The sequence below is a fragment of the Thermosynechococcus sp. B1 genome, from assembly GCF_030322985.1.
Taxonomy (GTDB): Bacteria; Cyanobacteriota; Cyanobacteriia; order Thermosynechococcales; family Thermosynechococcaceae; genus Thermosynechococcus.
The window spans coordinates 1105161-1128624 of sequence record NZ_CP096573.1; the positions used below are offsets into that span (position 1 = coordinate 1105161).

A 23464-nucleotide genomic window follows, 5' to 3' on the forward strand; every position below is an offset into this window, starting at 1 on the left:
TCTTGAATCTTTCAGAATAGTTTGGCCACCCCTGAGCGTCAAGATCACGACGCTACCAAATCACTGTGGATTGGGCTTTCCAACAGCCTTGATCATTGGCTATGATAATAAATCTGCAAATCTTTCACATTCGTCCCCTTGGGTGTCCTCACCGGATGATGGACGGATGGTTGTTTAACCCATAGGAGTACAACTCAATGGCAGTTCTTAGCCTTGCCCAAATGCTGGAGGCAGGGGTTCACTTTGGCCACCAAGCCCGCCGCTGGAACCCCCGGATGGCACCCTACATCTTCACGGTTCGCAATGGGGTGCACATCATTGACCTCGTGCAAACCGCCCAACTGGTGGATGAAGCCTACAACTACATCCGCAACGCCGCTGAAAAAGGCAAACGCTTTTTGTTTATTGGTACTAAGCGCCAAGCCGCCGGCATTGTCGAACAGGAAGCGCTCCGCTGCGGCAGTTACTACGTCAACCAGCGCTGGCTGGGGGGGATGCTCACCAACTGGAATACCATCAAAACCCGTGTCGATCGCCTCAAAGAATTAGAAAGCATGGAGGAAAATGGCCTCATTGATCTGCGGCCAAAACAGGAGGCCTCAGCCCTGCGGCGAGAACTGGCACGGCTGCAAAAATACCTTGGCGGGATTAAACAAATGCGGCGGCTGCCCGATGTCGCGATTATTGTTGATGTCAAGCGCGAGTACAACGCCGTTGCCGAGTGTCACAAATTGGGGATTCCGATCGTGGCGCTGCTGGATACCAACTGTGACCCCAACCAAGTGGATATTCCCATTCCCGCTAACGATGATGCCATCCGTTCGATTAAGCTGATTGTGGGTAAACTAGCCGATGCCATTTACGAAGGCCGCCATGGTCAGTTGGACGAACCAGAAGCGGATCTCGGTGATGAGGACGACGATGGGATGACCGCCAGCGACGATGGTGATGCTGAAGCCCTAGATATTCCAGATGACTCTGACGCTTAATCCTTGAGGAACAGATCATGGCAGAGATTTCAGCCAAACTAGTCAAAGAACTGCGGGACAAAACCGGTGCCGGCATGATGGACTGCAAGAAAGCCTTGCAGGAGTCCAACGGCGATATGGAAGCCGCCATTGCTTGGTTGCGGCAAAAGGGTCTAGCCTCTGCGGGTAAAAAGGCCGGGCGCGTCACTAGTGAAGGCCTAGTGGATAGCTACATTCACACTGGCGGGCGCATTGGCGTGCTGGTGGAGGTGAACTGTGAGACCGACTTTGTGGCTCGCAACGAGAAATTCAAAGCCCTTGTCCAAGACATTGCCAAGCAAATTGCCGCTTGCCCCAATGTGGAATTTGTCTCAGTGGATGATATTCCCGCTGAGTACAAGGAAAAAGAACGCCAGATTGCCCTTGGCTCCGATGCTCTCAAGGGGAAACCCCCGGAAGTCAAGGAGAAAATCGTTGCTGGCAAACTGGAGAAAACCCTCAAAGAGTTGTGCCTGCTCAACCAGCCCTTCATCCGCGATCAGTCCAAGACCGTTGAAGAGTTGGTCAAAGAGCACATTGCCGAACTGGGGGAAAATATCCAGATTCGCCGCTTCCAACGCTTTGTCCTCGGTGAGGGGATTGAGAAGCAAGAAACCAACCTTGCTGAAGAGGTGGCCGCCCAAACCCAAGCCATGAGTGCCGCCGCAAAAACGGCCGAAGCACCCGCAGAAGTGGCTGAAACTGCAACGCCTGAAGTGAGTGCCCCTGAACCAGCAGCGGAAACAACACCTGACGAGCCAGCTCCAGAACCTGTCGCAGTTTCTGAGCAGACAGTGGAACCAGTGGCTGAGCCTGCTGCCGAAAGTCCTGAGCCAGCCGCTGAACCTACGGCTGAAAGTAAGGGATTTGGTGCTGCTACCAAAAAATCTGGTGGCAAGTCTCGGACTGCCAAGAAGAAAAAATAATGACCCTAGGCGTAGCCATGGGCTTGGAGAAAGGCGAGGTCAATTTCGACTGCGGTTGAGGCGTCTTGAGGCTGGAGAAACTTGCGGGTATATTTGCCCAACAGATCCGCCTCTAGGTTCACGCCATCGCCAACCCTAAGAAATTGCAACGCCGTTTCTGCGTAGGTATGGGGGATGACAGCAATGCTGAATTCATCCCCTTTTTCATTGCAATGGGCAACGGTGAGGCTAATGCCATTGATGGCAATGCTGCCCTTGGGGATAATGTAGGTTGCTACCGCTTCAGGGGCAGAGAAGGTGAATTCCCAACTCGTGCCTGTGGGTGCGATCGCCAGTAGGGTGCCGACACCATCCACATGGCCGGTCACAAAATGCCCTCCCACTTTATCCCCCACCCGCAGGGCAGGTTCTAGGTTCACCATTGCGCCTGCTGCCGCTTTGGCCGCCAATGTGGTGCGTTGCAGCGTTTCGGGGGAGACACTGACGGTAAAACCGGTGGCATCAACTGTTTCCACTGTGAGGCAGACCCCATCCACAGCAATACTATCGCCAATGGCTACCTCAGCAAGGAAAGGGGCATCGGTAGCGTTAATTGCCAACTGGAACTCGGAGCGTTGCTGGAGGACACCGATCGCCTGAATAATGCCGGTAAACATTGTTCTTCTAGCCGTTGAGTAAATGCCTTTGATAAAACTTTAATTCTGCCTCAAGGGCGGTGGCGATCGTGCTGCTTTGGCGGAAGCCGTGTCCCTCTTCGGCAAAGGTGTAATATTCTACGGGAATGCTCTTGGCCTGAAGGGCGGCTACCATCTGTTCCGCTTGGCTGGGGGGAACAACGACATCCTTTAGCCCCTGAAAGAAAATCACCGGACAGGTGAGGCGATCCGCATGGTAGAGGGGCGATCGCTGGCGGTAGAGGTCTGCCCCTGCGGGATAGGGGGCAATCAGTTGATCAAAATAATGGGCTTCAAAAGCATGGGTTTCCTTGAGCAGGCTAAGGAGATCACCAATGCCGTAGTAACTTGCTCCCACATGGAAGGTTGTCGTAAACGTCAGGGCACACAGAGTGGTATAGCCCCCAGCACTGCTGCCGCGAATGGCTAAGCGATCGCCATCCACCTTTCCTTGGCGAACTAAATACTCTGCCCCAGCGCTACAGTCCGCCACATCCACCACGCCCCACTGTCCCCGCAGGGCATTGCGATAGGCACGACCATAACCCGTACTGCCACGATAGTTGACATCCAACACCGCAAAGCCGCGACTGGTCCAAAACTGGATGCGCAAATCGAGACCTGTGCCACTGGCTGCCGTTGGCCCGCCATGACTTCTCACGATTAAGGGGGGGCGTGAGTCTGCCGGGGGTTGTACTTGGGGATTTTGGGGCGGGTAGAAAAAGCCGTAGGCGGTTGCACCCTCAGTTGTGGGAAATTCCATCACCTCGGGCTGCGAAATCCACTCCCGTGGCAGAGGAGAAGCAATGGGTTGCAGCGGTGTGGTGGTGCCGTCATCCAGATTGAACTCAACAAGATGGGGGGGTAACAGGGGCGAACTGCCAATCAAGGCAACGGCGCGATCGCTCAGGCGAACGAGAGAATGAATCTCAGTGTAGTCCGTCGGGACAGTTTGCCATTCCCCCGTCGTGAGGGAAACCACTGCCAATCGCCATAGGCCGCGATCGCTATAGGTTAAAACTGCCGTTTCAGCGTTCACAAGAGCATAGGTGGATTGACCAAAGACCCACAGGGGCACACCGGCATCATAGTTGGCCTGCCAAACCGGTTCATGGTGGCCATCACGGTAACGATAGAGATTCCACCAGCCAGAGCGATCGCTGATGTAGTAGAGGGTCTCTCCTTGCCATTGGGGTTGCTGCACAGATTCCTCACTACTGCCAACAATGCGGTAGGGCGTACCAAGGAAACCGTCACTACTGACCATGGCTCCCCACAGTTCACAGCCATCCCAAGGCATCTGCGGTGCTGACCATTGCAACCAGACAAGGGTATGACCCTCTGGACTCAAGCGTGGCGCAGCATAAAAGCCAGCCCCAGTGATCAAGGACGTCCGCTCCCCCGATAGGGAAATGGCAACAAGGGATTGCCGTGAGCTACCCTCTGGCAGATGTGCCTCTTCGACACATAGCAGGCGATCGCGCCAGGGATCGACGCAACCATCGGCAAAGCGCGTATTCGCCGCTTGATAGATTAACTGAGGGCTGGGTTCCCCAAGGGCGTAGATCCCCTGATCGGCATCATTAACAAAGTAAATTTGATCACCGTGGTACCAGTAGGCACCGCCGCCATACTCATTCACGCGCGATCGCGCACTCCAAGGGGCAGCCAAAAGTTCTTGCCCTTGACGCACCAGCACTACTCGCCCCTTTTCTTGGGGACGCCGCTCTAACCACACCAAACCTAGGGGAGTGGCGCGCAATTCACTGAGACTGGTGGCCGCAGCACTGACTGCGGTGGCAGAGAGGATGGAAGGCCAGTGACCGTAGTCCAGACTCATTGGGGAATTTGCTCAAGCACCAACTTTTGCCGTTTCACTGGCTCCGGGATGCTAATCGGGTACTTGCCTGTAAAACAGGCGGAACAAAAGCGATCGCCCGTATCGTAGGTGGCGGCAATCATCCCCTGCCAACTGAGGTAACTCAGGGAATCCACGCCAATCTGAGCCGCAATCTCAGCCACGGACTTGGTGGCTGCAATCAGTTGATCTTGGGTATCGGTGTCAATACCATAGAAACACGGGTGAGTGACCGGCGGCGAGGAAATCCGCATATGTACTTCCACTGCACCGGCATCCCGCAGCGCTTTGACAATTTTGCGGCTAGTGGTGCCCCGCACAATCGAGTCATCCACAATCACCACCCGCTGTCCCATCAACACATCCCGCAGCGGATTCAGCTTCATCCGAATTCCCGACTCCCGCATCGACTGGGTGGGCTGAATAAACGTGCGCCCCACATAGCGATTTTTAATCAAGCCTTCGGCGTAGGGCACCCCCGTCGCTTGGGAAAAGCCAATGGCCGCTGGCACACCCGAATCGGGCACAGCAATCACCACATCGGCATCGGCGGGGGCTTCACGCCCCAACTGGTACCCCAGGCGCTGGCGGTAACTATAGAGGCTCTCCCGCTGCATGACACTATCGGGGCGGGCAAAGTAAATCATCTCAAAGATACACAGCTTGCGTTGGGATTCTGCCCATTGCACACTGCCAATGCCTTCAGCAGTAATGTGGACGAGTTCCCCCGGCTCCACATCCCGCACATAGTCCGCACCAATAATATCGAGGGCACAGGTTTCAGAAGCAAGGACATAGTGGAGTGTCCCTTCTATCATTAGGCGGCCAATCACTAGGGGACGAATGCCGTGGGCATCCCGCAGCCCAAACAATCCCGCTGGGGTACCCATGACTAGACTAAAAGCCCCTTGGCACTGTTGAGCCGCAGTAATCATCCCCTCTGACCAGGATTGACCAGTAGCCACCGCTTGGGCGATCGCCCAGGCAATGAGTTCCGAATCCGTTGTGCTTGCTAACACCGCCGTAGGGGCATCACAGGCTAGGACTTGTTCGCGCAGAGCGTAGGTATTCACCAAGTTGCCGTTGTGGGCTAAGGCCAAAGGCCCTAGGCGAGTGTCCACCACCACTGGTTGGGCGTTGACAATGCGACTAGAACCCGTGGTCGAGTAGCGGTTGTGGCCGACAGCCAAATCTCCCACCAGCCCTCCAAGAATCTCTTCATCAAAGACTTGAGAGACCAAGCCCATGTCCTTGTAACAGTGGACGGTGTTACCCGCAAATGTGGCAATTCCCGCCGATTCCTGACCTCGATGTTGCAGGGCATAGAGACCAAAGTAGGCGAGGCGAGCCACATCCGCCCCCGGGGCATAGACCCCAAACACACCACAGGCTTCTTCCGGCTTATCAGCAAATTGTTGTTCTGTCATTTAGTCCAAATACTTCGGCAGGGGCGATCGCCAAGCAATACCTAACTCTTTTATCGTAACCTTGATGAGCGGAGAATTGTCACAGGTGTCAATGCACAGTTCTGTATGTTCACCATTAACAACCCCTAGGCGTGTCCAAGCATTGGGCAGTTGCGCCTGCGCATAGGTTTCCCACACCGTCTGTGCCGTTGGCGGCACCGAAACCAGAATGCGCGCCCCCCCTTCAGCAAACAGCAGCACATCCCACCGCGGATAGGTGCCCGCTGGCAATTGAATCGTTGCCCCCCGTTGGCCACTGAGACAGCTTTCCGCCAAGGCCACGGCCAAGCCCCCCTCGCTGAGATCGTGGGCACTGGCAACCCACCCCTGCTGAATGCCATAGCGACACACCGCCTGCACTCGCTGCTCTAGGTCTAAATCAATCTGAGGTGGACGCCCCGCCACAAGGCCATGGATCTGGGCAAGGTATTCCGACCCACCGAGGCTCAGGCGCGGATCACTCAAGGGCGTGGTCAGAGGCAACCCCAATAGGTAAATGGCATCTCCGGGCGATCGCCAGCCCTGACCGACAACCCGCTGCAAATCGGGAATCAACCCCACCATCCCCACCACGGGGGTCGGATAAATCGGCTGTGGTTGGCCGTTGCTATCAATCGTTTCGTTGTAGAGGGAGACATTGCCCCCGGTGACCGGCGTTTGTAGGGCACGACAAGCCTCGGCCAGACCCCGACAGGCATGGGTCAACTGCCAGTAACCCACGGGCGTTTCGGGACTGCCAAAGTTAAGGTTATCGGTAACGGCCAGAGGTTCTGCTCCAACACAACTCAGATTACGAGCCGCTTCGGCCACGGCTGCTTTGCCGCCTTCGTAGGGATCCAGATACACATAGCGGCTGGGACAATCCACGGTTGCTGCAATCCCTTTTGGGGTACCCCGCAGGCGAATCACCGCTGCATCAGCATCACCGGGGAAGACGAGGGTGTTGTTTTGCACCTCGTGATCGTACTGACGATAGACCCATGCTTTAGAGGCAATACTGGGGGTGGCGAGAAGAGTGAGCAAAATCTCCGCGGGCGATCGCGCCGGTAACGCCAATTGATCCACCGACCATTGCCGCGCCTGTTGGACATAGACAGGTGGCTCACTGGGACACTGCCGCTCATAGACAGGGGTATCTTCCGCTAGGGCACGGGCAGGCACCTCTGCGGCCACCTCGCCCCGGTAAAGCACCCGCACCAGCGGTTCAGCAATGACGCGACCCACAACCACCGCCTGCAAGCCCCAGCGATGGAAAATCTCAATCAGTTCCGCTTCCCGCCCTTGCGCCGCCACAAAGAGCATCCGTTCTTGGGATTCCGAAAGGAGAAACTCGTAGGGCACCATCCCCTGTTCCCGTACGGGCACTTTGTCCAAGTCCAGTTCAATACCAACACCGCCTTTGGCAGCCATTTCCGCAGTCGAGCAGGTCAAGCCCGCTGCCCCCATATCTTGGGCGGCCACCACTGCCCCGGTTTGAAAGGCTTCCAGACAGGCTTCAATGAGGCATTTTTCCATGAAGGGATCCCCCACTTGGACGGCGGGGCGATCGCTCATTGATTCATCAGTGAGTTCGGCACTGGCAAAACTAGCCCCTCCCATGCCATCACGACCCGTTGTAGAGCCCACATACAGCACCGGATTGCCAATGCCACTGGCTGCCGATTTAACAATTTCTAGGGTTTCCATGAGGCCCAAGGCCATGGCATTCACCAAGGGGTTACCGGCATAGCAAGGGTCAAAATAGACCTCGCCCCCCACTGTGGGCACACCGACACAGTTGCCATAGTGGGCAATACCCGCCACGACTCCTTTCACCAATTGTTGGGTTTTGGCTTCCTTGAGATCGCCAAAGCGCAGGGCGTTCAGCAGGGCAATGGGACGCGCCCCCATCGTGAAAATATCCCGCAGAATCCCCCCCACGCCGGTCGCTGCCCCCTGAAAGGGTTCAATGGCCGAGGGATGATTGTGGGACTCAATCTTAAAGGCAAGGCGCAAGCCATCCCCTAAGTCCACGACGCCGGCATTCTCACCGGGACCGACCAGTACCCGTGCCCCTTGGGTGGGAAACTGCTTGAGCAGGGGACGGGAGTTTTTGTAGCAGCAATGCTCTGACCACATCACCCCAAACATGCCCAATTCCGCGCGGTTGGGATGGCGGCCAAGGCGGCGGACAATTTCGGTGTACTCTTGGGGCTTGAGGCCTGCAGCAGCAATCTCAGCCTCAGTGACGAGGGGGGGTTGGCTCATGGCAAAGGATTATTTCGGCTACGTTATTGATTATCGAGCCTAGCGGGAATTGGGATACCAAAACATCCCCTTAATCCCCTCGGGATCCGGGCGAAAACCCAACTGACGGTAGAAGTCCACCACATGGGGATCGGCAAAGAGGGTAATGTTGCTGATGTCCTCGCTGCGCAGTTCTTTGATTATCTGCCGCATTAATTCTTTGCCCAGACCCCGCCCTTGAAATTCTGGATGCACGACCACATCCCAAATCGTGGCATTAAAGGCATGGTCAGAGGTAGCACGGGAAAAGCCAATCAGACGACGATAGGCACCCCGCTGCTCCCACATCGAGATCACCAAAAAGCTATGCTGAATTGCTTTTTTCACCTTGCGAATGGGACGGCGCGACCAGCCCACGGCATCACAAAGTTCTTCGAGTTCATAGACATCAATATCTTTTTCTTTGCTGAAAATAATTTGGCTTTCGCTGCCATTGTCCCGCTCTACCTGAGAACCTAAACTAGGGGACGTCGTGGTGGTGCTGGCAGTCGGTTGCGAATTGAACAGCGATTTCCAGAAGCTCATGCAAGTATGCTGGAGATGGGAAAATGACCAAGTGTAACCCGGCCTAGGCTATAGTATAGCGACTCTCACCCATGGTTTCCGATTTTCAACTGCGTAACCTTGATGTCCTGAAGCGATTCAACCGCTCCTTTCCGGACTTTTATGAGCAATTTGTTGGTCGGGATGTCCAACTGCAAAACCTGAAACTGGGGTTTCAAATTCATAAGACCAATCAGGCGGTGATTCAGATTGTCCCCGAGGGCGATCGCTCCGTTCTCCACTTTGCCCACCGCAATCACTCTTACCTGCTCAGTGATCTCTTTGGGGTGATGGCCGCCTACAAGCTGACAATTCACAATGTCTCGCTCTATGGCCATGTGCGACCACCGATGCTGGTGTTTGTCAAACTGGTGCTCTCAGAGCAGGGCAAACCCCTGACGAAAAAGCGCAGTGAAAGCGTGCGCCGTGCCCTCCAACAGACCCTCAGTGGTGAATTTGCCGTTGAGGAAATGCTGGCCATGGAGTTTAACCTCAACGAAGGCCTGCCGCAAATTACCACCAGCTTTTATCAGGATCAGGTCTTTCATCTGCCGGCACTGTTGGTGGAGTCCACCAATCATCCGGCGTTGCTCTACAAGGTGATGCATGCCATTTGGCAAGAGGAACTGCTGGTGGTGAATATCAACTTTATGCTTTGGCAGGGCCGGGTGCGGCTATTGCTCTATCTGCTAGGACCGAATGGCAGTGTGATTCCTGATTATTTAGGCTCGCGTATTGCTGCCAAGATTAAGGATCATCTAACGGGAAACACTTAGGGTAGGATAGGGGGTGTTTGTCCCCTTCGATACAAGTCCAATGGCTGCTGAACAACATCTCCACCTGTGGCGAGCAGTGAATCTCAGCGATCGCATTCTGGCGGCCATTGATGTCGGGACAAACTCAATTCACATGGTGGTGGTGCAAATTCAGCCCAGTTTACCCAGCTTCAAAATCATTGCTGCCGAAAAAGATATGGTGCGGCTGGGGGAACGCTGCCAAATTACCGGCCAACTGACGGAAGAGGCCATGAATCGGGCGATCGCCACCCTGCGCCGCTGTCGCGAATTGGCCACGGGTCTCAAGGCGGAAGAAATTATTGGCGTGGCCACCAGTGCGGTGCGCGAAGCCCCCAATGGTCGCGAGTTTTTAGAGCGGGTCAAGGAAGAGACCGGCCTGACCATTGATCTAATTTCCGGCGAAGAGGAAGCGCGGCGCATCTACTTGGGGGTGCTCTCGGGGCTAGAATTCAACGGCAAGCCCCACATCATCATTGACATTGGCGGTGGCTCCACAGAGTTAATCTTGGGGGATGGTCATGAACCCCGCTACCTCAGCAGCACCAAAGTGGGGGCAGTACGCCTGACGGACTTATTTGTCAAAAGCGATCCCATTAGCGATCAGGACTACGCGGCTCTGCGCGCCTATGTACGGGGAATGTTGGATCGTGCCGTTGAAGACCTGCGGCAGCAGCTCAGCCCCCATGAAAAACCGCAATTGGTGGGTACCTCAGGCACGATTGAAAGCCTGATGATGATTCACACCTGCGATCGCCTTGGTGCTTGTCCCCCCTCCCTACGCGGCTATGAACTGACGCTAGGGGACTTAAAGGCACTTGTGGCCAAATTGCGGCGACTAAACTTTAACCAGCGCTGTCAACTCTTGGGGATGTCGGAGCGGCGCGCTGAAATTATTGTTGCAGGGGCAGTGATTCTCGCTGAGGCCATGGAGATGCTGGGTCAAACCAGCCTGATCACCTGCGATCGCGCCCTGCGGGAAGGCATCATTGTGGACTGGATGCTCACCCACGGCCTGATTGAAGACCGCCTCCGCTATCAAAGCTCGGTGCGTCAGCGCAGTACCTACAGTTTGGCGCAAAAGTTCCATGTCAATCTTGCCAGCAGTGAACGGGTGGCCAATTTTGCCCTAACGCTCTTTGATCGCACCCAAGGGGTTCTTCACAACTGGACAGAAGCGGAACGGGAACTCCTCTGGGCAGCGGCAATCCTCCACAATGCTGGCCACTACGTTAGCCATTCTGCCCACCACAAACATTCCTACTACCTTGTGCGCCATGGGGGTCTGCTCGGCTACACCGATACGGAAATTGAGATCATTGCCAACCTCTGTCGCTATCACCGCAAAAGCCCCCCTAAGAAAAAGCATGAGAACTTCCGCCAATTGGTGGGACGGCGAGAACGGCAAATTGTCGAGCAACTGAGTGCGATTCTACGGTTGGCCTCAGCGTTGGATCGGCGGCAAATCGGGGCCGTGGATCACATTACCTGTGAGTGGCACGCTTCCCAGCGGGAGTTTTGTGTGCAGGTGCACCCGGCAGATCCTAGCGATCGCTGTGAGTTGGAAATTTGGAGTGTCAACTACAAAAAAGAACCCTTTGAAAGCCAATTTGGCGTCAGTTTGAAGGTGGAATTAGTGCCCACCAGCAGTACGGCTCTAGCCACAGCAGTCAACTACTAATTCAACAGCCTTAAACTTTTTCCACTGGGGGCTGCCCCAACAGCCCTTGGGGACGCACAAGCAGCACCAGAAAGAGAATCGCAAAGGCCGCAGCATCCCGAAACCCCGAAGCAGCGGCAGGCACCATTGCCTCCACTAGTCCCAGCAAAAAGCCCGCCAACATTGTCCCCGGTAAGCTCCCTAGGCCCCCCAGAACAATCACCGCTAACCCCTTGAGACCAAAGATCACGCCAAACTGCGGCCCCGTAATCCCGACACTCAGGGCGACGAGGGTACCAGCAACGGCAGCCAAAGCACTGCTGACAAAAAACGTCACTTGAATAATGCGATCGCTATCAATGCCCAGTAATGTCGCGGCAGTCGGATTTTCGGCCACCGCTTGCAATCCTTTCCCCATGCGCGTCCCTTTGACCCAATAGGTCAGGGCAATCATCAAAACCACGGCCACGGCAAAGATGACAAATTGACTAGTGCGCAGGGCAATGTCCCCCAATCGCAGGGTGAGGGGCAATCCCCCCCAGAGTTGATCGGGATAGGTATAGACTTCGGCACCCACCAAATACTGGATCAGGTTGGTGAGGAGAACAGCCGCCCCAAGGCTGGCCACCACGGTCAAGAGGGTATCGGCGCGCTGTTGCCGCAGGGGTCGAAAGACGACCCAATCAATGCCAACCCCCAACAGGCCACAGCCAAGGGCACTGAGAACTAAGGCCAGCGCAAAGGGTAAGGCAACGGGAAGCTGTCCATTGGCCAACAGACCATTAAAGCCAAAGCGTCCCCCTAAGAGGGCATAGGTGAGATAAGCGCCAATAGCAAAAACAGCACCGTGGGCAAAGTTGATGATGCCCAAAATCGAGAAGACAAGGGTATAGCCGAGGGCAAAGATGGCATAAACACTCCCTGTGGCCAATCCATCCACAAGGACTTGCAGGCCGCTTGTTACCACCTACGCTCCTTCCACAAGGGCACGATAATCCGCTGCTGAGAGGAGTCCCGTAGGGGGGGTACTGACTTGCACCTTCACCAACCACCCCTCCCCATAGGGATCCGCAGCAATTTGCTCGGGGTTGTCAAGGACTGCTTGATTGACCTCAATCACGGTTCCTGCGAGGGGTGCATAGAGATCCTCAACGGCCTTGACCGACTCAATGGTGCCAAAGCGTTCGCCGGGTTTTAGGACATCGCCAACGGCAGGCAACTCAACAAAGACAATATCCCCCAGTTGATCGACGGCAAAGGCACTAATGCCGAGGGTGGCTGTATCGCCCTCAAGGCGCAGGTACTCATGGCTGTCGAGATATTGCAGGTCGTCAGGGTAGGTGAGCGTCATAGCAGATTCCAATCCATCAGGGGCGATCGCTGGCACGGGCAAGGCGCACCGCCATTACAAAGGCTACTAAACCAAGGGGCACACTGAGGAGCAAAATCACGGTAGTTGGAATGGTTCCCAACTGGGCTTCTCCCGAACTCAGTTCAAAAACACAACCCACCGTGGCGATCGCTGCCACACAGGCACCCAATAGGTATAGATAACTCTTGGCCACAGACGATGATCCTCAGGGTTAGGCAGCAATGGGACGCACGGCACTGGCGGTAAACCCATGCTCTTTGAGTTCGTGGCGCAGTAGGGCTTGGTTCTCGACGCGATCCACAAACATCACCCCCGTCAGGTGATCAATTTCATGCTGGATCGCCCGCGCCAGTAGCCCACCCGCCATGATCACTTGGGGACGCCCCCACTCATCTTTGTAGGCCACCTCCACCATGGCCGGACGACGCACCTCTAGGTACACCCCCGGAATACTCAGGCAGCCCTCTTGGCAGACTTCAAGGTCTTCACTGAAGTCCTTAATGACCGGGTTAATCATCACCAACGGTTCTGCCTCGGGGTCATCGGGATGAATATCAATGACAAGAATTTGCTTATTGATGCCCACCTGGGGTGCCGCCAAGCCAATGCCATCGGCACTGTACATGGTTTGCAGCATTTTCCGCACAATATCGCGGATACTGTCATCCACTTTGCTGACCCGTTTGGCGGGTTGACGCAGCACGCGATCGCCCAAATAGTGCAATTGCAGGGGCGGATTTTTTAACTTTTTCTTTTCAACAGCCAGAGAGGTAGCCATAGGACACGCCGAGTTAACACAAAATAACAAAAGTTAATCATTTCCTAGCCTAACGAATTTTCAAGGCTCTCGGCTACTTTTCCGTCGAGGCACTGCTGACACTGGGCAGGAGGCGTTGTTGCTCCTCAAGGGCAGCTTTGTAGCGTTCCACATCCTCCTCAAGGTGGGCAATTTGCTCATCGCGGGCTTCCATTTCCACGCGAATCGTAAAGATGCGCTGCACCTGTACCCAGACGTTAAAGACCCAAGCAAAGACGGCACCAATGCCCATGGCCACAATGAGTTCAATGCACAATGGGGCTTGAATCACTTTCCCTTCAAAGAACTTAATACTAACGGGTTCGGTATTTTGAATACTAAAGAGAACTAAGCCCAAGCCAATGACAAATATCATCAAGAAGTTCAGTTGTCGCATAGGGCATCCTGTAGCAAATCTAGTCAACAAATTTAGTCATAGACAGGGATTGTCGCATCGGGCCTCTTGCCAGCGACCAACAATCTTGGGCTAATCATACCACTGTGGCTAGTCTTCAATCACTGAATGACTGACTTCCACTGCTTGGACATCAATGGTGCCGGGGGGAGTCAAGCGTTGAAACTGGCGATCGCGCACCATCAGGATTTCGCCACAGGCGGGGCATTGGGTTTGGGTATTATTCAAACTGCTAAATTCAAAGCCACACACTGGGCAAGCCGCCGTCACCAACTTCCAGCGAAACCAAAGTTGTAACCCTGCAAAAAGGAGTACAGGGGTCAACATCAAGATGAAAAACAGCACCAGAAAGGATTGCACTAACCAGCCTAGCCCCAGTAGCCCCAGTAACCAAGTTACCAGCAACACACTGAACCAAAAACGTAAGGTGGGGTTTAGGGTAAATCTTAGGGACATTGGCCTCCCTCCAAGGGCATTGTCGCTATTCTAGCGTAGTCGCGAGTGTATCCTAAAAAGCAGGCGTACTGTCCAGCTATGGTAATGCCCTATACTCTCCACGCCGAACGTACTCGCGTTGAAGTGATTCCAGAGCGCGGTGGCCTGATTAGCCGCTGGCAGTGGCAAGGTCATGAGCTGCTGTACTTGGATCGGGAGCGCTTTGCCAACCCGCAGTTAAGCGTGCGTGGCGGTATTCCCATTCTCTTTCCCATTTGTGGCAATTTGCCCGAGGATACATTTCACCACAATGGCCAAACCTATCCCCTCAAGCAGCATGGCTTTGCACGGGATTTGCCATGGCAGGTGTTAGATCAGCAGGAACATCTCTTGAAGCTGGGATTGCAGGATACGCCAGCCACGCGCCAAGTCTATCCCTTTGCCTTTCATCTGACCTTAACCTACACCCTTGCTGCTGATGCCTTGGCGATCGCCCTTGAGGTGGCTAACCCCGGTGACACCCCCTTGCCCTTTAGCTTTGGCTTACATCCCTACTTTGCCGTTGCTGACAAGCAGCAATTGCAGTTTGACCTGCCAATCCATGCCATGGTGGATCAGAAAACGCAACAACCCCTCACCTTTAGCGGCACGTTTGACTGGCATGCGGCAGAACTGGATTTGGCCTGTCGTCCCCTCACGGGTCAAGTGGCTCGCGTCTGTGATCTGCAACAACAGTACTGCCTGACGCTGCGCTACGATACAGCGTTTACAACCCTCGTTTTTTGGACGGTTCAGGGCAAACCCTACTACTGTCTAGAACCTTGGACTGCCCCCCGCAATGCCTTGAATACGGGGGTAGATCTCCTGCACGTGCCACCACAGAAGCACCTTACCCTTGGCGTCGAGATTGCTGTTGCCCCCCTTTAGGGAGAAAATAGAAAGGTTTTCACAGACGCGACCATGCACCCCGATTTTCAGACCTTTTGTCAGCTTGCCGAGCAGGGTAACTTCATCCCCATCTATCAGGAGTGGGTGGCGGATATGGACACGCCCGTGTCCGCTTGGTATCGGGTCTGTCGCGATCGCCCCTACAACTTTTTGCTCGAGTCCGTCGAGGGGGGTGAACAATTGGCTCGCTACAGCCTCCTCAGTTGTGATCCGCTGTGGGTACTAGAAACGCGGGGCAACCAAACCACCCAAACCCATCGCGATGGCTCAGTCACCACATTTACGGGCAATCCCTTCACAATTTTGGCCAATTGCCTTGCCCCCTATCAACCCGTGAAGCTACCACAACTGCCGGGGGGCATTGGCGGTCTTTTTGGTTTTTGGGGCTATGAACTGATTCAGTGGATTGAGCCGCGGGTTCCGATTCATCCTGCCACTGAAAAGGATTTGCCGGATGGCGTGTGGATGCAGGTGGATCAAATCCTGATTTTTGATCAGGTGAAGCGGAAAATTTGGGCGGTGGTCTATGCTGATACCCGTGAGATGGACTTGAAAACGGCCTATACCTATGCCAGCGATCGCCTAGAGCGGCTTTTGAACGCACTGCAAACCCGTATTCCTGCTGAGGCCACCCAGCTGCCCTGGCAACCCAGTCGCCACACCCCCAGTTACACCAGCAATACCACCCCAGAAACCTTCCGTGCCAATGTGGAGCGCGCCAAGGACTACATCCGCGCCGGTGATATTTTCCAAGTCGTTCTCTCCCAACGCCTCAGTGCCCCCTACAGTGGTGATCCTTTTGCCCTCTATCGCTCCTTGCGCCTGATTAACCCTTCCCCCTACATGGCCTACTTTCAATTTGGCACGTGGCAGATCATTGGCTCTAGTCCAGAAGTCATGGTTAAAGCAGAGCACCACCCTGAAAAACGTGGGTCTCTCCTTGCCACAGTGCGTCCCATTGCTGGCACTCGCAAGCGGGGGCACACCTACGCCGAAGATCAGCAGCTCGCCACAGAACTCCTCGCCGATACCAAAGAAGTGGCCGAACACGTCATGCTGGTTGATTTGGGGCGCAATGATTTGGGGCGCGTGTGTCGTCAGGGGAGTGTCACCGTCGAGGAGTTTATGGTGATTGAACGCTACTCCCACGTCATGCACATTGTCAGTAATGTGGTGGGCGAACTATTGCCCGATAAAACGGCATGGGATCTGCTCCAAGCTTGTTTTCCGGCTGGAACCGTCAGTGGGGCGCCCAAAATTCGGGCCATGGAAATTATCTATGAATTGGAGGGCTGCCGCCGTGGCCCCTACTCTGGTGCCTATGGTTACTATGACTTTGAAGGTCAACTCAATACCGCGATCGCTATTCGCACGATGGTGGTGCAACTGCTAAGCGACCACCAACACCTCATTCACGTCCAAGCCGGTGCTGGTATTGTTGCGGATTCCGATCCGCAGCGGGAATACGAAGAAACCTTGAACAAAGCTCGCGGTTTATTGGAGGCCATCTCTGCGCTGGGCGGCAAGCCTTAACCAAATGATCAAGGAGCCATCATCTGGTTTTTACATTTACCCCTTAGTCTAATAGGCGGTTGTTGCTAACGTTACCCAGAACACAGGCACTGGGAATGTTGGAAGAACTACCAATTTCTTGGGGATGTGCCTAAGTATTGGTTTCTTTTGCTTGAGGTTCTGCTGCCATGGCAAACGTCTCCCTTGCTGCCATCACTCCCCCCGTGGAGGAACGCTGGCGTTCCTCCTCTCGACTACACACGTTTGGCATGGGGGACAGCATCTGGATGGAGCCAGAGCGCATTTGGCTAGTGAGCCGGGGCGTCGTGCTGTTAAACCTTTTGCACCCCGATGGTGAAGAAGTGGTGGTGGGACTGGCCACCCCCGGTACTGCTTTTGGTTTACCCTTGACCAGTTTAACGGCCTACCAAGCCAAGGCACTTTCCAAGGCAGAGTTGATGCTCTTTACACTGGTGGAGGTAGAATCCTCACCCAACTTGACCCAAAGCCTTGTGCGGGGTCTGGCTCGTCGCCTACGGCAAGCGGAAGGTCTTTTAGGAATTACCAGCCATCGCCGGATTGAGGAGCGATTACGCCATTTACTCTTGCTCTTAAAGCAAGAAATTGGTCAGCCCCATCCCTTGGGCACACGCTACACTGTTCGCCTTACCCATCAACAACTGGCAACGGCGATTGGCACAAGTCGAGTGACCATCACACGTCTGTTGGGCAAACTCAAAGAGGAGCAGTGGCTCACCTACGATCGCGATCGCCACATCATTCTCACCAACGCCGCTCAGGTTTAGGTGATTTAGGTTAGTTCTCCCCTGATCAGGGCACCTCTGGCACAAAAGAGAAGGTTTCTAGTGTAAATTTTTGTAACCACTTGCACTCATGGTGGCAAAACTGTTAAATTAGATACAGAAATAAATCGTTCATCTTTGCTAGGAACCACCAAAAAGTTTGGGTGAATAGCGAAGACGGAAGTAGGGCAATGGTCCCGAAGGAACGCGCCTCAGCTGACAACAACTAGCCAGTACATCATTTGGGGCGATGATGATGACAACGACACTCACCTATCGCGGCGTTCAATACGACTACGTTCCTCCGGCAGTCCGTAGTGAAGCAACCGATGTTGTAGCCAAATATCGGGGTTGGAATTACCACTGCACCCACGCAGTGAATCCCCCAGCTCAACCTGTGCGGGATTTAATCTATCGCGGTGTTGCCTACCGTACGGGTCAAACGGAAGCTGTGAATACGACGGCAACTACTGCTGCCAACACAGCCAAGGAAGTGAATATGCCAGCGCTTGATCTCAATCAACTTTCGCGGGTCATTCTCACCCATCACCACCAAGTGATCAAAAACCGCGAACAATCCCTCCTCACGCGAATGATTGCCCAAATGGGATTGCCTGCGGCCGCAGGTCACTATTGGAACCAAATTCAGGGCAAAATTAAGCCCCATGTCTGGACAAGCTACGATCGCAGTCATGCCACGATGAGCTAGCACAGGGGTGTGATTGTCCTCTCTCAAGACTGATTCGTAACGGCACTCGCATGGGAGTTATCTCTGGTGCGAGTTTTTTATTTCAGCCTAGGGCGTCAAGCAATGGCTGCACTTGGCCTAAGTTAGCCATTCAATCTCATTAAGATCAAAATCAAGTCGAGATCGATCTCCGCCAAGTCCTCTGGATCGGCCACCTTCTTCAGGGAGGCAAGGGATTGTTTTGAAGGCTTGCGACTTTGGGGAGTTGGGCGCTTGATATCCGACAGTGTGGCCTTCTCGATGCGCGTCCTTTCTTTGAGGGCATTGGGGTTAATGGATTGCAGAAAAAAGTTCACTGTTTCCTGTTTCACCCAGCCATTGAGGACAGCCAAGGCACCGAAGCGATAGTTCACCTGCCACTGCTCCTTGAGAATTTGTTTTATTTGCTCTTCCGTCAATAAGCCTGCCTTTTTCAGGTAAAAACCAATCGGCCGTTTTTCCTTGTCTTGGATCAGTTTTGGCCACTCTTCTACAAAAAAGTCAATGGTTTCTTGGGGCAACCAACCATGGAGGGCAACAATTTCACCAAAGCGCAAGTTGGTATAAATGCTTTTTTCCATTAAGGCGACTTGGAGTTGGCCTCGTGTAATTAACCCCGCCTTGAGTAGTAATTCACCAATTCTCATGATTGCCCCTACGAGTAGAAAATCATCAACTTTCAACAACAATGGGACATCAATTGGGTAAAGCCCCTTTCACAGGGATCGAACATCCTTGCAGCAGCCAACGCCGCTGTAGGACGGGTCACACATTTTTGTGCTTATTGTGTTTAGGCACAATATGTTATGACATATTTCAGAAAAGGGCTGCCGTTTTTTCAAGGACATACATCCGTTACTCTTGACAGTACCTCTCACAATAGCTGAAGTTACGCGAAACTCCTAATTGTAACAAATCTTAATACAGCTCTTTTCAGAGGGATCTCTTCACACGAATTCAGCGTGGCCAGTAGAGCTCTTTTAAGAGAAGCTAGATGTTCGGATGTCAGTTTAGCCAAGGCTGAAAAAGCGGCAAAAATGCTCACCTCATCCTGTGTGAGCGGTTAATTAGTGATTGAGCATCCACCGGCGACCGCAGGATTGCTGCTGAAAGCGGGGAGGCTTGGGTTCTTGGGGCGATCGCTGCACCAGTTCTGGGTCACTCCCCCGCGAGGGTCGGGGCAAGGCGGAAGAGAGATTTACCGCTGGCACTGAAAAAATGCGTCGGCCAAGCTGCTGACACTCTGGACAAAAGGCGGGTTCACTAGATTAGTCCCAAACTGCCTTTGCGGCCTTCGGGAAGTGATCCGTCAGGAAACTGCCCCCATTTTCTTTGCTGTCATTATTTGGCCGTCCGTCCAATCCTTGCACTCAATGCGAAACACATCACCGGGATTGACTGAAACCACTGCGGGGATCTCTGGATGCCAGCGATTATGCCCCGGCAGTTCTTGCTGATCCATGGGCTTAGTCAGATCCACTTTGAACAGAGTCTTCGGTATAGGGACGGACTCCAACGATTGGCAGTGTGCTCACCTGTAACTCAGTACCCATGAGCAATTATTGAGATGTTGTTTAGATTTAGTATTGGAGCAGGTCTTCAGGACAGCTGTATCTCCAGATACGAAAACAGTGTTGGACTTCGTCAAAGTAGCTGCTCAAATGGGAACGGTGGGTCAAGTGATCCGCCAAGGGGCGATCGCCAGCCAACAAAAACAAGCCCGTGCCCTCGAAGTGTTGACAGTAATGGCAGAAAATTTAGAGCACTATCGCCAAGCCATCCAAGCGTGGGGCGAGTCCTTTCCCTTTAATGCTGCTGAACCCATTGAATCCCTGACGGTGAAGCACGCTGTCCCCCCTGCCCCAAGGTCACACATAATTTTTGCCACCGATGGCTCGCAAATTGCCCCCAGTCACCACGAAATTGCCTATTGCTATTTGATTAATGTGGGACGGGTGGCGATCGCCTACGGTCAAGGGCAACGCCCCCATTTAGATAGTGTGCCGCAGTTGGTTTATGACCCCGATGAATTGGGGCGATCGCGGGGCTGGGGACTCACCATAGAGGATTGGTTACGCTACCGCCGCACTCAAGCGGAAATTCTTGCCCTTGTTGAACTCATTCAAGCGCAAAACAAGAAAGCCCCCAGCCTAGCACTCGTGGATGGTTCACTGATTTTCTGGGCGTGGGAATCACTGCCGCCAATGGTGCGTGAGGAATTGTTGACGCCCATCTTAGCTGCTTGGGATGAATTGCGTGCGAAGCGAATTCCCTTGGTGGGCTATGTCAGTGCCTCCCGCAGTCATGAAACGGTGAATTTTCTGCGCTTGGGGGTTTGCCCCTACCCTGAACCCAACTGTGCCCTCCACTGTGGTCAGACGAGTCAGACTGGCCTCGAGGCGACTCGCGATCGCCCCCCTTGTCAAGTCTTTGATCCCCTGCGGGATGTGCTCCTCTGGCAAGCACACTTGGCACCGCAACAGTATAGTCCCCTCTGGCGGAGCCGCAGTCGCATTCTGGAACATTACGGCGACCATCACATCTACGTTGCCTACCTCCACGGTGGCTCGGAAGTGGTGCGTTTGGAAGTTCCTCAATGGGTGGCGCGGGATGCAGACCTGTGGCAACAGGCAGTTGCGTTGACGGCAGCACAAATTGAAAAAGGGCGGGGTTACCCCGTGGCATTAGCAGAAGCCCACAATTTAGCCGTTGTGCGCGGCAGCGATCGCCAACGCTTTTTTGCTTTACTGGAACGGGAACTGATTAAAGCAGGACACTGGCATGTGGCTCCTTCCCCCAAAGAGCAACGCAAACGCCAAAGTATTGCCTAGGTGGCTGCTGTGTGTTGGTTTAGGCATCGCGGGCTGGGGAACGCAGTTGGCGCTACCGCCAGTAAGCGGGTGGTTCTTGGCCTTCATAGGAATTGTGCCCCTGTGGTGGCAGTGTCAGGTTTTATCGCCACTGTGGGCAGCGATCGCCGGCCTGTGTTGGGGACTAGGGTTCTACGGCAGTAGCTTAGTCTGGGTGTGGGATTTGCATCCCTTGACGTGGATTGGCATTGCGCCAGTGCCCAGTTGGCTAATCTCGCGGGGGATTTGGCTTTTCCTGAGTGGTTGGGGGGCAGTCCTGAGTGGGAGTTGGGCTTTTTTGATGGCACGCTATGGGGTGCGGCAATCTGCCCCTTGGCAACTTCTATGGGGTGTCACCCTTTGGTGTGCCCTTGAAGCCCTCTGGAGCTATTCGCCCCTGTGGTGGATTAGTTTATCCCTGACCCAAAGTCCAACGGGACTCCTTCAACTGGGTCGTCTGGCGGGACCCACCACGATTACGGCAGTCGTGATGACAGTGAATGGCTTAGTCACCCTCAGTCTGCGGCGGCACACATGGGCAAAGCAATGGCTTGTTGTTACTCTTTTGGGGGCGATCGCCCTCAATGCTGTTTTAGGCGTCAGTGTCACTGCGGATCAAGGGGAACCCCTACGGGTGGGTTTGATCCAAGGCAATATCCCGACACGGGAAAAGCTCACGCCAGAGGGTATCCGCCGCGCTTGGCAGGACTATCCCCGTGGCTATCGCCAACTGGTGGCTCTAGGGGTTGATGCCGTCTTGACTCCGGAAGGGGCACTGCCGATTTTGTGGCAACCACACCAAGTCAATCCCATCACCAGCGCTGTTCGCGAGGCAGGGGTTCCCCTGTGGTTAGGGACATTCATGGAGACGCTAGGGGGGCATCATCAGGTGCTCCTGACCCTCGATGGGCAGGGGGAGATTTACAGTCGCTACAACAAAGTCAACCTTGTTCTTTTGGGGGAATATATTCCCGATTGGCTGGCGGGGGTAGTACAGCGGTTATCCACGTTGCGATCGCGCCTCCTGCCGGGGAACCCTGATCAGGTCTTTACCACCCCTTGGGGCAAGGCCGTTGTCCTGATTTGCTTTGAATCTGCCTTTTCCCACCGCAGCCGCTGGCAACTGGTTCATGGGGGCCAGTTTATCCTCAGTGTTGCCAACAATGATCCCTACCGTCGCCAACTGATGACCCAGCACCATGGGCATGATGTGTTGCGTGCCGTCGAGGGCGATCGCTGGCTCGTGCGCTCCACGAATACGGGCCTTTCTGCGGTGATTGCGCCTACGGGGGAAACTGTTTGGCTCTCCAATGCTGATGAGTTTGTGATTCATGCGGCAACGATTTTGCGGCGGCAAACCCAGACCCTCTACACTCGCTATGGGGATTGGTTGCTACCCCTCTTGCTGGGGATGCTTAGCTTATCCGTTCTTCGACAACGAGTGTCGCACTGACCCATTCGCCGCGATCGCCATAGGTGCGAATGAGGCGCTGCCGCTGCCCTTCTGCCCACAACCAGCCCACCTCAACAAAGAAGGGTTGACGAAAGGACACCTGTAGGGGCGTCAGGCTAGAGGTGCCATCGGGGAGCAGGACAAGCTGCTTGGGTTGATCCGTATCGCTAAAGAGAAGCCGTGAACCAGCAATTGTGGCCGTTGTTTTCACCTCGTGGTCGGGGGTTTGCAGCAGTTGGTAGAGCCGATCGCCCTCGCGCCAAAGGCTCAGATGGGTCGGGGTTTCCGTTGGCGATCGCCAGTCGGCATAGACGGTGTAGGCGGTACCGCGCCATTCCCCTAGGAGTTGATCCACGGTTAAGGGAGGACGTTCAACGGCGTTACTGTGGGCACGAAACTCGCGAATCAGAGTCATGGATTGGAGGTGCTGATTTTTGTCAAAGAGTTGGACAAACCGCAGTCGGCGATCGCCCATGACAAAGCCATACTCCGCACCAAACTCGGTAAAGGGCGCCACCTGCAACGATCCCTTAGAAAAAGCCCCCGTCGGAAAAAAGACATTTTGGCGGCCAATGGTGGCATACTCCTGCACCGTTTCACTGGTGGGGGGCTGATCGAGACCATTGCCAAAGCGTCGCAGTTCAAAGCGCACCCGTTGACCGTCAGCAGTATCGGCAAGGATCAAAATCGAGGGCACTGACGCTCCCACGTCTCCCGTAGGGCTGACCGCCGTAAAGGAGCCATGCCATTCCCCAAGGTTTTTGCGAAAATTTTCCCAATTTGTTGTCATTGATTATCCTTGATTATCTTTACCGCTGTGTGCCACCATCATCATTACTATAGAAAAATAAAGTATTGGAGATCTTGCCAATTGGGAAGTGGCCGGCGATCGCCGGCGCTCAGAAAAAACTTTGATAGGATGGGGAGTGTCAGGGCGCTG

General features: G+C 54.3%; 24 protein-coding genes, 1 pseudogene and 1 riboswitch. Of the genes and pseudogenes, 10 read left to right on the forward strand and 15 right to left on the reverse strand.

Features of this window, described 5'->3' with window-relative positions:
- Nucleotides 1-197: 197 nt before the first annotated feature.
- Nucleotides 198-989, forward strand: a complete 792-nt coding sequence (gene rpsB / locus M0644_RS05675; RefSeq protein ID WP_286626973.1) for a 30S ribosomal protein S2 — start codon at nucleotides 198-200, stop codon at nucleotides 987-989.
- 17 nt (nucleotides 990-1006) lie between these two features.
- On the forward strand, nucleotides 1007-1933 hold the full coding sequence (tsf, locus tag M0644_RS05680) for a translation elongation factor Ts (RefSeq protein ID WP_286626975.1): 927 nt from the start codon (nucleotides 1007-1009) through the stop codon (nucleotides 1931-1933).
- A gap of 5 nt (nucleotides 1934-1938) precedes the next feature.
- On the opposite strand, the gene M0644_RS05685 is transcribed toward tsf, so the two are convergent.
- Genes M0644_RS05685 through M0644_RS05705 form a run of 5 tightly spaced genes read right to left on the reverse strand, consistent with a single transcriptional unit; the run spans nucleotide 1939 to nucleotide 8742 of the window.
- Nucleotides 1939-2589 carry a riboflavin synthase gene (locus tag M0644_RS05685; RefSeq protein ID WP_286626977.1) on the reverse strand — a complete coding sequence of 217 codons (651 nt, stop codon included), beginning with the start codon at nucleotides 2587-2589 and terminating at the stop codon, nucleotides 1939-1941.
- A gap of 7 nt (nucleotides 2590-2596) precedes the next feature.
- Nucleotides 2597-4447, reverse strand: a complete 1851-nt coding sequence (locus M0644_RS05690; RefSeq protein WP_286626979.1) for a prolyl oligopeptidase family serine peptidase — start codon at nucleotides 4445-4447, stop codon at nucleotides 2597-2599.
- Nucleotides 4444-5892: an amidophosphoribosyltransferase gene (purF, locus tag M0644_RS05695; protein ID WP_286626980.1), complete on the reverse strand. Its 1449-nt coding sequence runs from the start codon at nucleotides 5890-5892 to the stop codon at nucleotides 4444-4446. Before purF ends, M0644_RS05690 begins: the two co-directional genes overlap by 4 nt.
- The gene (gene purL / locus M0644_RS05700; RefSeq protein WP_286626981.1) at nucleotides 5893-8178 is read right to left on the reverse strand and encodes a phosphoribosylformylglycinamidine synthase subunit PurL; all 2286 of its coding nucleotides are present in this window, start codon (nucleotides 8176-8178) and stop codon (nucleotides 5893-5895) included.
- A gap of 39 nt (nucleotides 8179-8217) precedes the next feature.
- Nucleotides 8218-8742, reverse strand: coding sequence for a GNAT family N-acetyltransferase (locus M0644_RS05705; protein WP_149818952.1), 525 nt, complete (start codon nucleotides 8740-8742; stop codon nucleotides 8218-8220).
- Between the two features lie 71 nt (nucleotides 8743-8813).
- Between M0644_RS05705 and M0644_RS05710 the strand changes: the two genes are divergently transcribed.
- Together M0644_RS05710 and M0644_RS05715 are read left to right on the forward strand one after the other, a co-directional pair.
- Complete coding sequence (locus tag M0644_RS05710; RefSeq protein WP_149818954.1) at nucleotides 8814-9536, forward strand: hypothetical protein; 723 nt, start codon at nucleotides 8814-8816, stop codon at nucleotides 9534-9536.
- A 40-nt stretch (nucleotides 9537-9576) separates the two neighbouring features.
- The gene (locus M0644_RS05715) at nucleotides 9577-11235 is read left to right on the forward strand and encodes a Ppx/GppA phosphatase family protein (RefSeq protein ID WP_286626982.1); all 1659 of its coding nucleotides are present in this window, start codon (nucleotides 9577-9579) and stop codon (nucleotides 11233-11235) included.
- A 10-nt stretch (nucleotides 11236-11245) separates the two neighbouring features.
- Here M0644_RS05715 and M0644_RS05720 read toward each other — a convergent pair whose 3' ends face one another.
- The 6 genes from M0644_RS05720 to M0644_RS05745 form a co-directional block, all read right to left on the reverse strand.
- Nucleotides 11246-12181: a branched-chain amino acid ABC transporter permease gene (locus M0644_RS05720; protein ID WP_149818959.1), complete on the reverse strand. Its 936-nt coding sequence runs from the start codon at nucleotides 12179-12181 to the stop codon at nucleotides 11246-11248.
- Nucleotides 12182-12565: a glycine cleavage system protein GcvH gene (gcvH, locus tag M0644_RS05725; RefSeq protein WP_149818961.1), complete on the reverse strand. Its 384-nt coding sequence runs from the start codon at nucleotides 12563-12565 to the stop codon at nucleotides 12182-12184. It lies immediately after the preceding gene.
- Nucleotides 12566-12581: 16 nt separating this feature from the next.
- Nucleotides 12582-12779: a hypothetical protein gene (locus M0644_RS05730; RefSeq protein WP_286626984.1), complete on the reverse strand. Its 198-nt coding sequence runs from the start codon at nucleotides 12777-12779 to the stop codon at nucleotides 12582-12584.
- A gap of 18 nt (nucleotides 12780-12797) precedes the next feature.
- Nucleotides 12798-13364 carry a peptide deformylase gene (gene def, locus M0644_RS05735; protein ID WP_149818965.1) on the reverse strand — a complete coding sequence of 189 codons (567 nt, stop codon included), beginning with the start codon at nucleotides 13362-13364 and terminating at the stop codon, nucleotides 12798-12800.
- A gap of 73 nt (nucleotides 13365-13437) precedes the next feature.
- Nucleotides 13438-13779 carry a LapA family protein gene (locus M0644_RS05740; protein WP_149818967.1) on the reverse strand — a complete coding sequence of 114 codons (342 nt, stop codon included), beginning with the start codon at nucleotides 13777-13779 and terminating at the stop codon, nucleotides 13438-13440.
- Nucleotides 13780-13887: 108 nt separating this feature from the next.
- Nucleotides 13888-14253 carry a hypothetical protein gene (locus M0644_RS05745; RefSeq protein WP_149818969.1) on the reverse strand — a complete coding sequence of 122 codons (366 nt, stop codon included), beginning with the start codon at nucleotides 14251-14253 and terminating at the stop codon, nucleotides 13888-13890.
- A 78-nt stretch (nucleotides 14254-14331) separates the two neighbouring features.
- Between M0644_RS05745 and M0644_RS05750 the strand changes: the two genes are divergently transcribed.
- The 4 genes from M0644_RS05750 to M0644_RS05765 all read left to right on the forward strand — a co-directional run bounded on the left by M0644_RS05750 (nucleotide 14332) and on the right by M0644_RS05765 (nucleotide 18204).
- A complete protein-coding gene (locus M0644_RS05750) occupies nucleotides 14332-15159 on the forward strand; it encodes an aldose epimerase (RefSeq protein WP_286626986.1) in 828 nt (275 codons plus the stop codon).
- A 33-nt stretch (nucleotides 15160-15192) separates the two neighbouring features.
- Nucleotides 15193-16713, forward strand: coding sequence for an anthranilate synthase component I (gene trpE, locus M0644_RS05755; RefSeq protein WP_286626988.1), 1521 nt, complete (start codon nucleotides 15193-15195; stop codon nucleotides 16711-16713).
- Nucleotides 16714-16880: 167 nt separating this feature from the next.
- Nucleotides 16881-17498, forward strand: coding sequence for a Crp/Fnr family transcriptional regulator (locus tag M0644_RS05760; protein WP_286626990.1), 618 nt, complete (start codon nucleotides 16881-16883; stop codon nucleotides 17496-17498).
- Nucleotides 17499-17622: 124 nt separating this feature from the next.
- Nucleotides 17623-17707, forward strand: a riboswitch (Glutamine riboswitch).
- A 44-nt stretch (nucleotides 17708-17751) separates the two neighbouring features.
- The gene (locus M0644_RS05765; RefSeq protein ID WP_286626992.1) at nucleotides 17752-18204 is read left to right on the forward strand and encodes a DUF4278 domain-containing protein; all 453 of its coding nucleotides are present in this window, start codon (nucleotides 17752-17754) and stop codon (nucleotides 18202-18204) included.
- A 122-nt stretch (nucleotides 18205-18326) separates the two neighbouring features.
- Here the strand turns inward: M0644_RS05765 and M0644_RS05770 are convergent, their stop codons facing one another.
- From M0644_RS05770 to M0644_RS05780, 3 genes and pseudogenes are all read right to left on the reverse strand, one after another.
- Nucleotides 18327-18869 carry a hypothetical protein gene (locus M0644_RS05770; RefSeq protein WP_286626994.1) on the reverse strand — a complete coding sequence of 181 codons (543 nt, stop codon included), beginning with the start codon at nucleotides 18867-18869 and terminating at the stop codon, nucleotides 18327-18329.
- Between the two features lie 420 nt (nucleotides 18870-19289).
- The gene (locus tag M0644_RS05775; protein ID WP_226972024.1) at nucleotides 19290-19433 is read right to left on the reverse strand and encodes a hypothetical protein; all 144 of its coding nucleotides are present in this window, start codon (nucleotides 19431-19433) and stop codon (nucleotides 19290-19292) included.
- Nucleotides 19434-19493: 60 nt separating this feature from the next.
- Nucleotides 19494-19723: pseudogene (locus M0644_RS05780) on the reverse strand (acetamidase/formamidase family protein); the annotation flags it as partial.
- A gap of 130 nt (nucleotides 19724-19853) precedes the next feature.
- On the opposite strand from M0644_RS05780, the gene M0644_RS05785 reads away from it, so the two are divergent.
- Nucleotides 19854-21053 (forward strand): DNA double-strand break repair nuclease NurA, encoded by a 1200-nt coding sequence (locus M0644_RS05785; protein ID WP_149818981.1) that lies wholly within the window; start codon nucleotides 19854-19856, stop codon nucleotides 21051-21053.
- On the forward strand, nucleotides 21004-22524 hold the full coding sequence (lnt, locus tag M0644_RS05790) for an apolipoprotein N-acyltransferase (RefSeq protein ID WP_286626997.1): 1521 nt from the start codon (nucleotides 21004-21006) through the stop codon (nucleotides 22522-22524). The genes M0644_RS05785 and lnt overlap by 50 nt, the downstream gene beginning before the upstream one ends.
- Here lnt and M0644_RS05795 read toward each other — a convergent pair.
- On the reverse strand, nucleotides 22487-23314 hold the full coding sequence (locus tag M0644_RS05795; RefSeq protein WP_286626998.1) for a DUF3598 family protein: 828 nt from the start codon (nucleotides 23312-23314) through the stop codon (nucleotides 22487-22489). The two genes, lnt and M0644_RS05795, sit on opposite strands and share 38 nt — an antisense overlap.
- Nucleotides 23315-23464 lie beyond the last annotated feature (150 nt).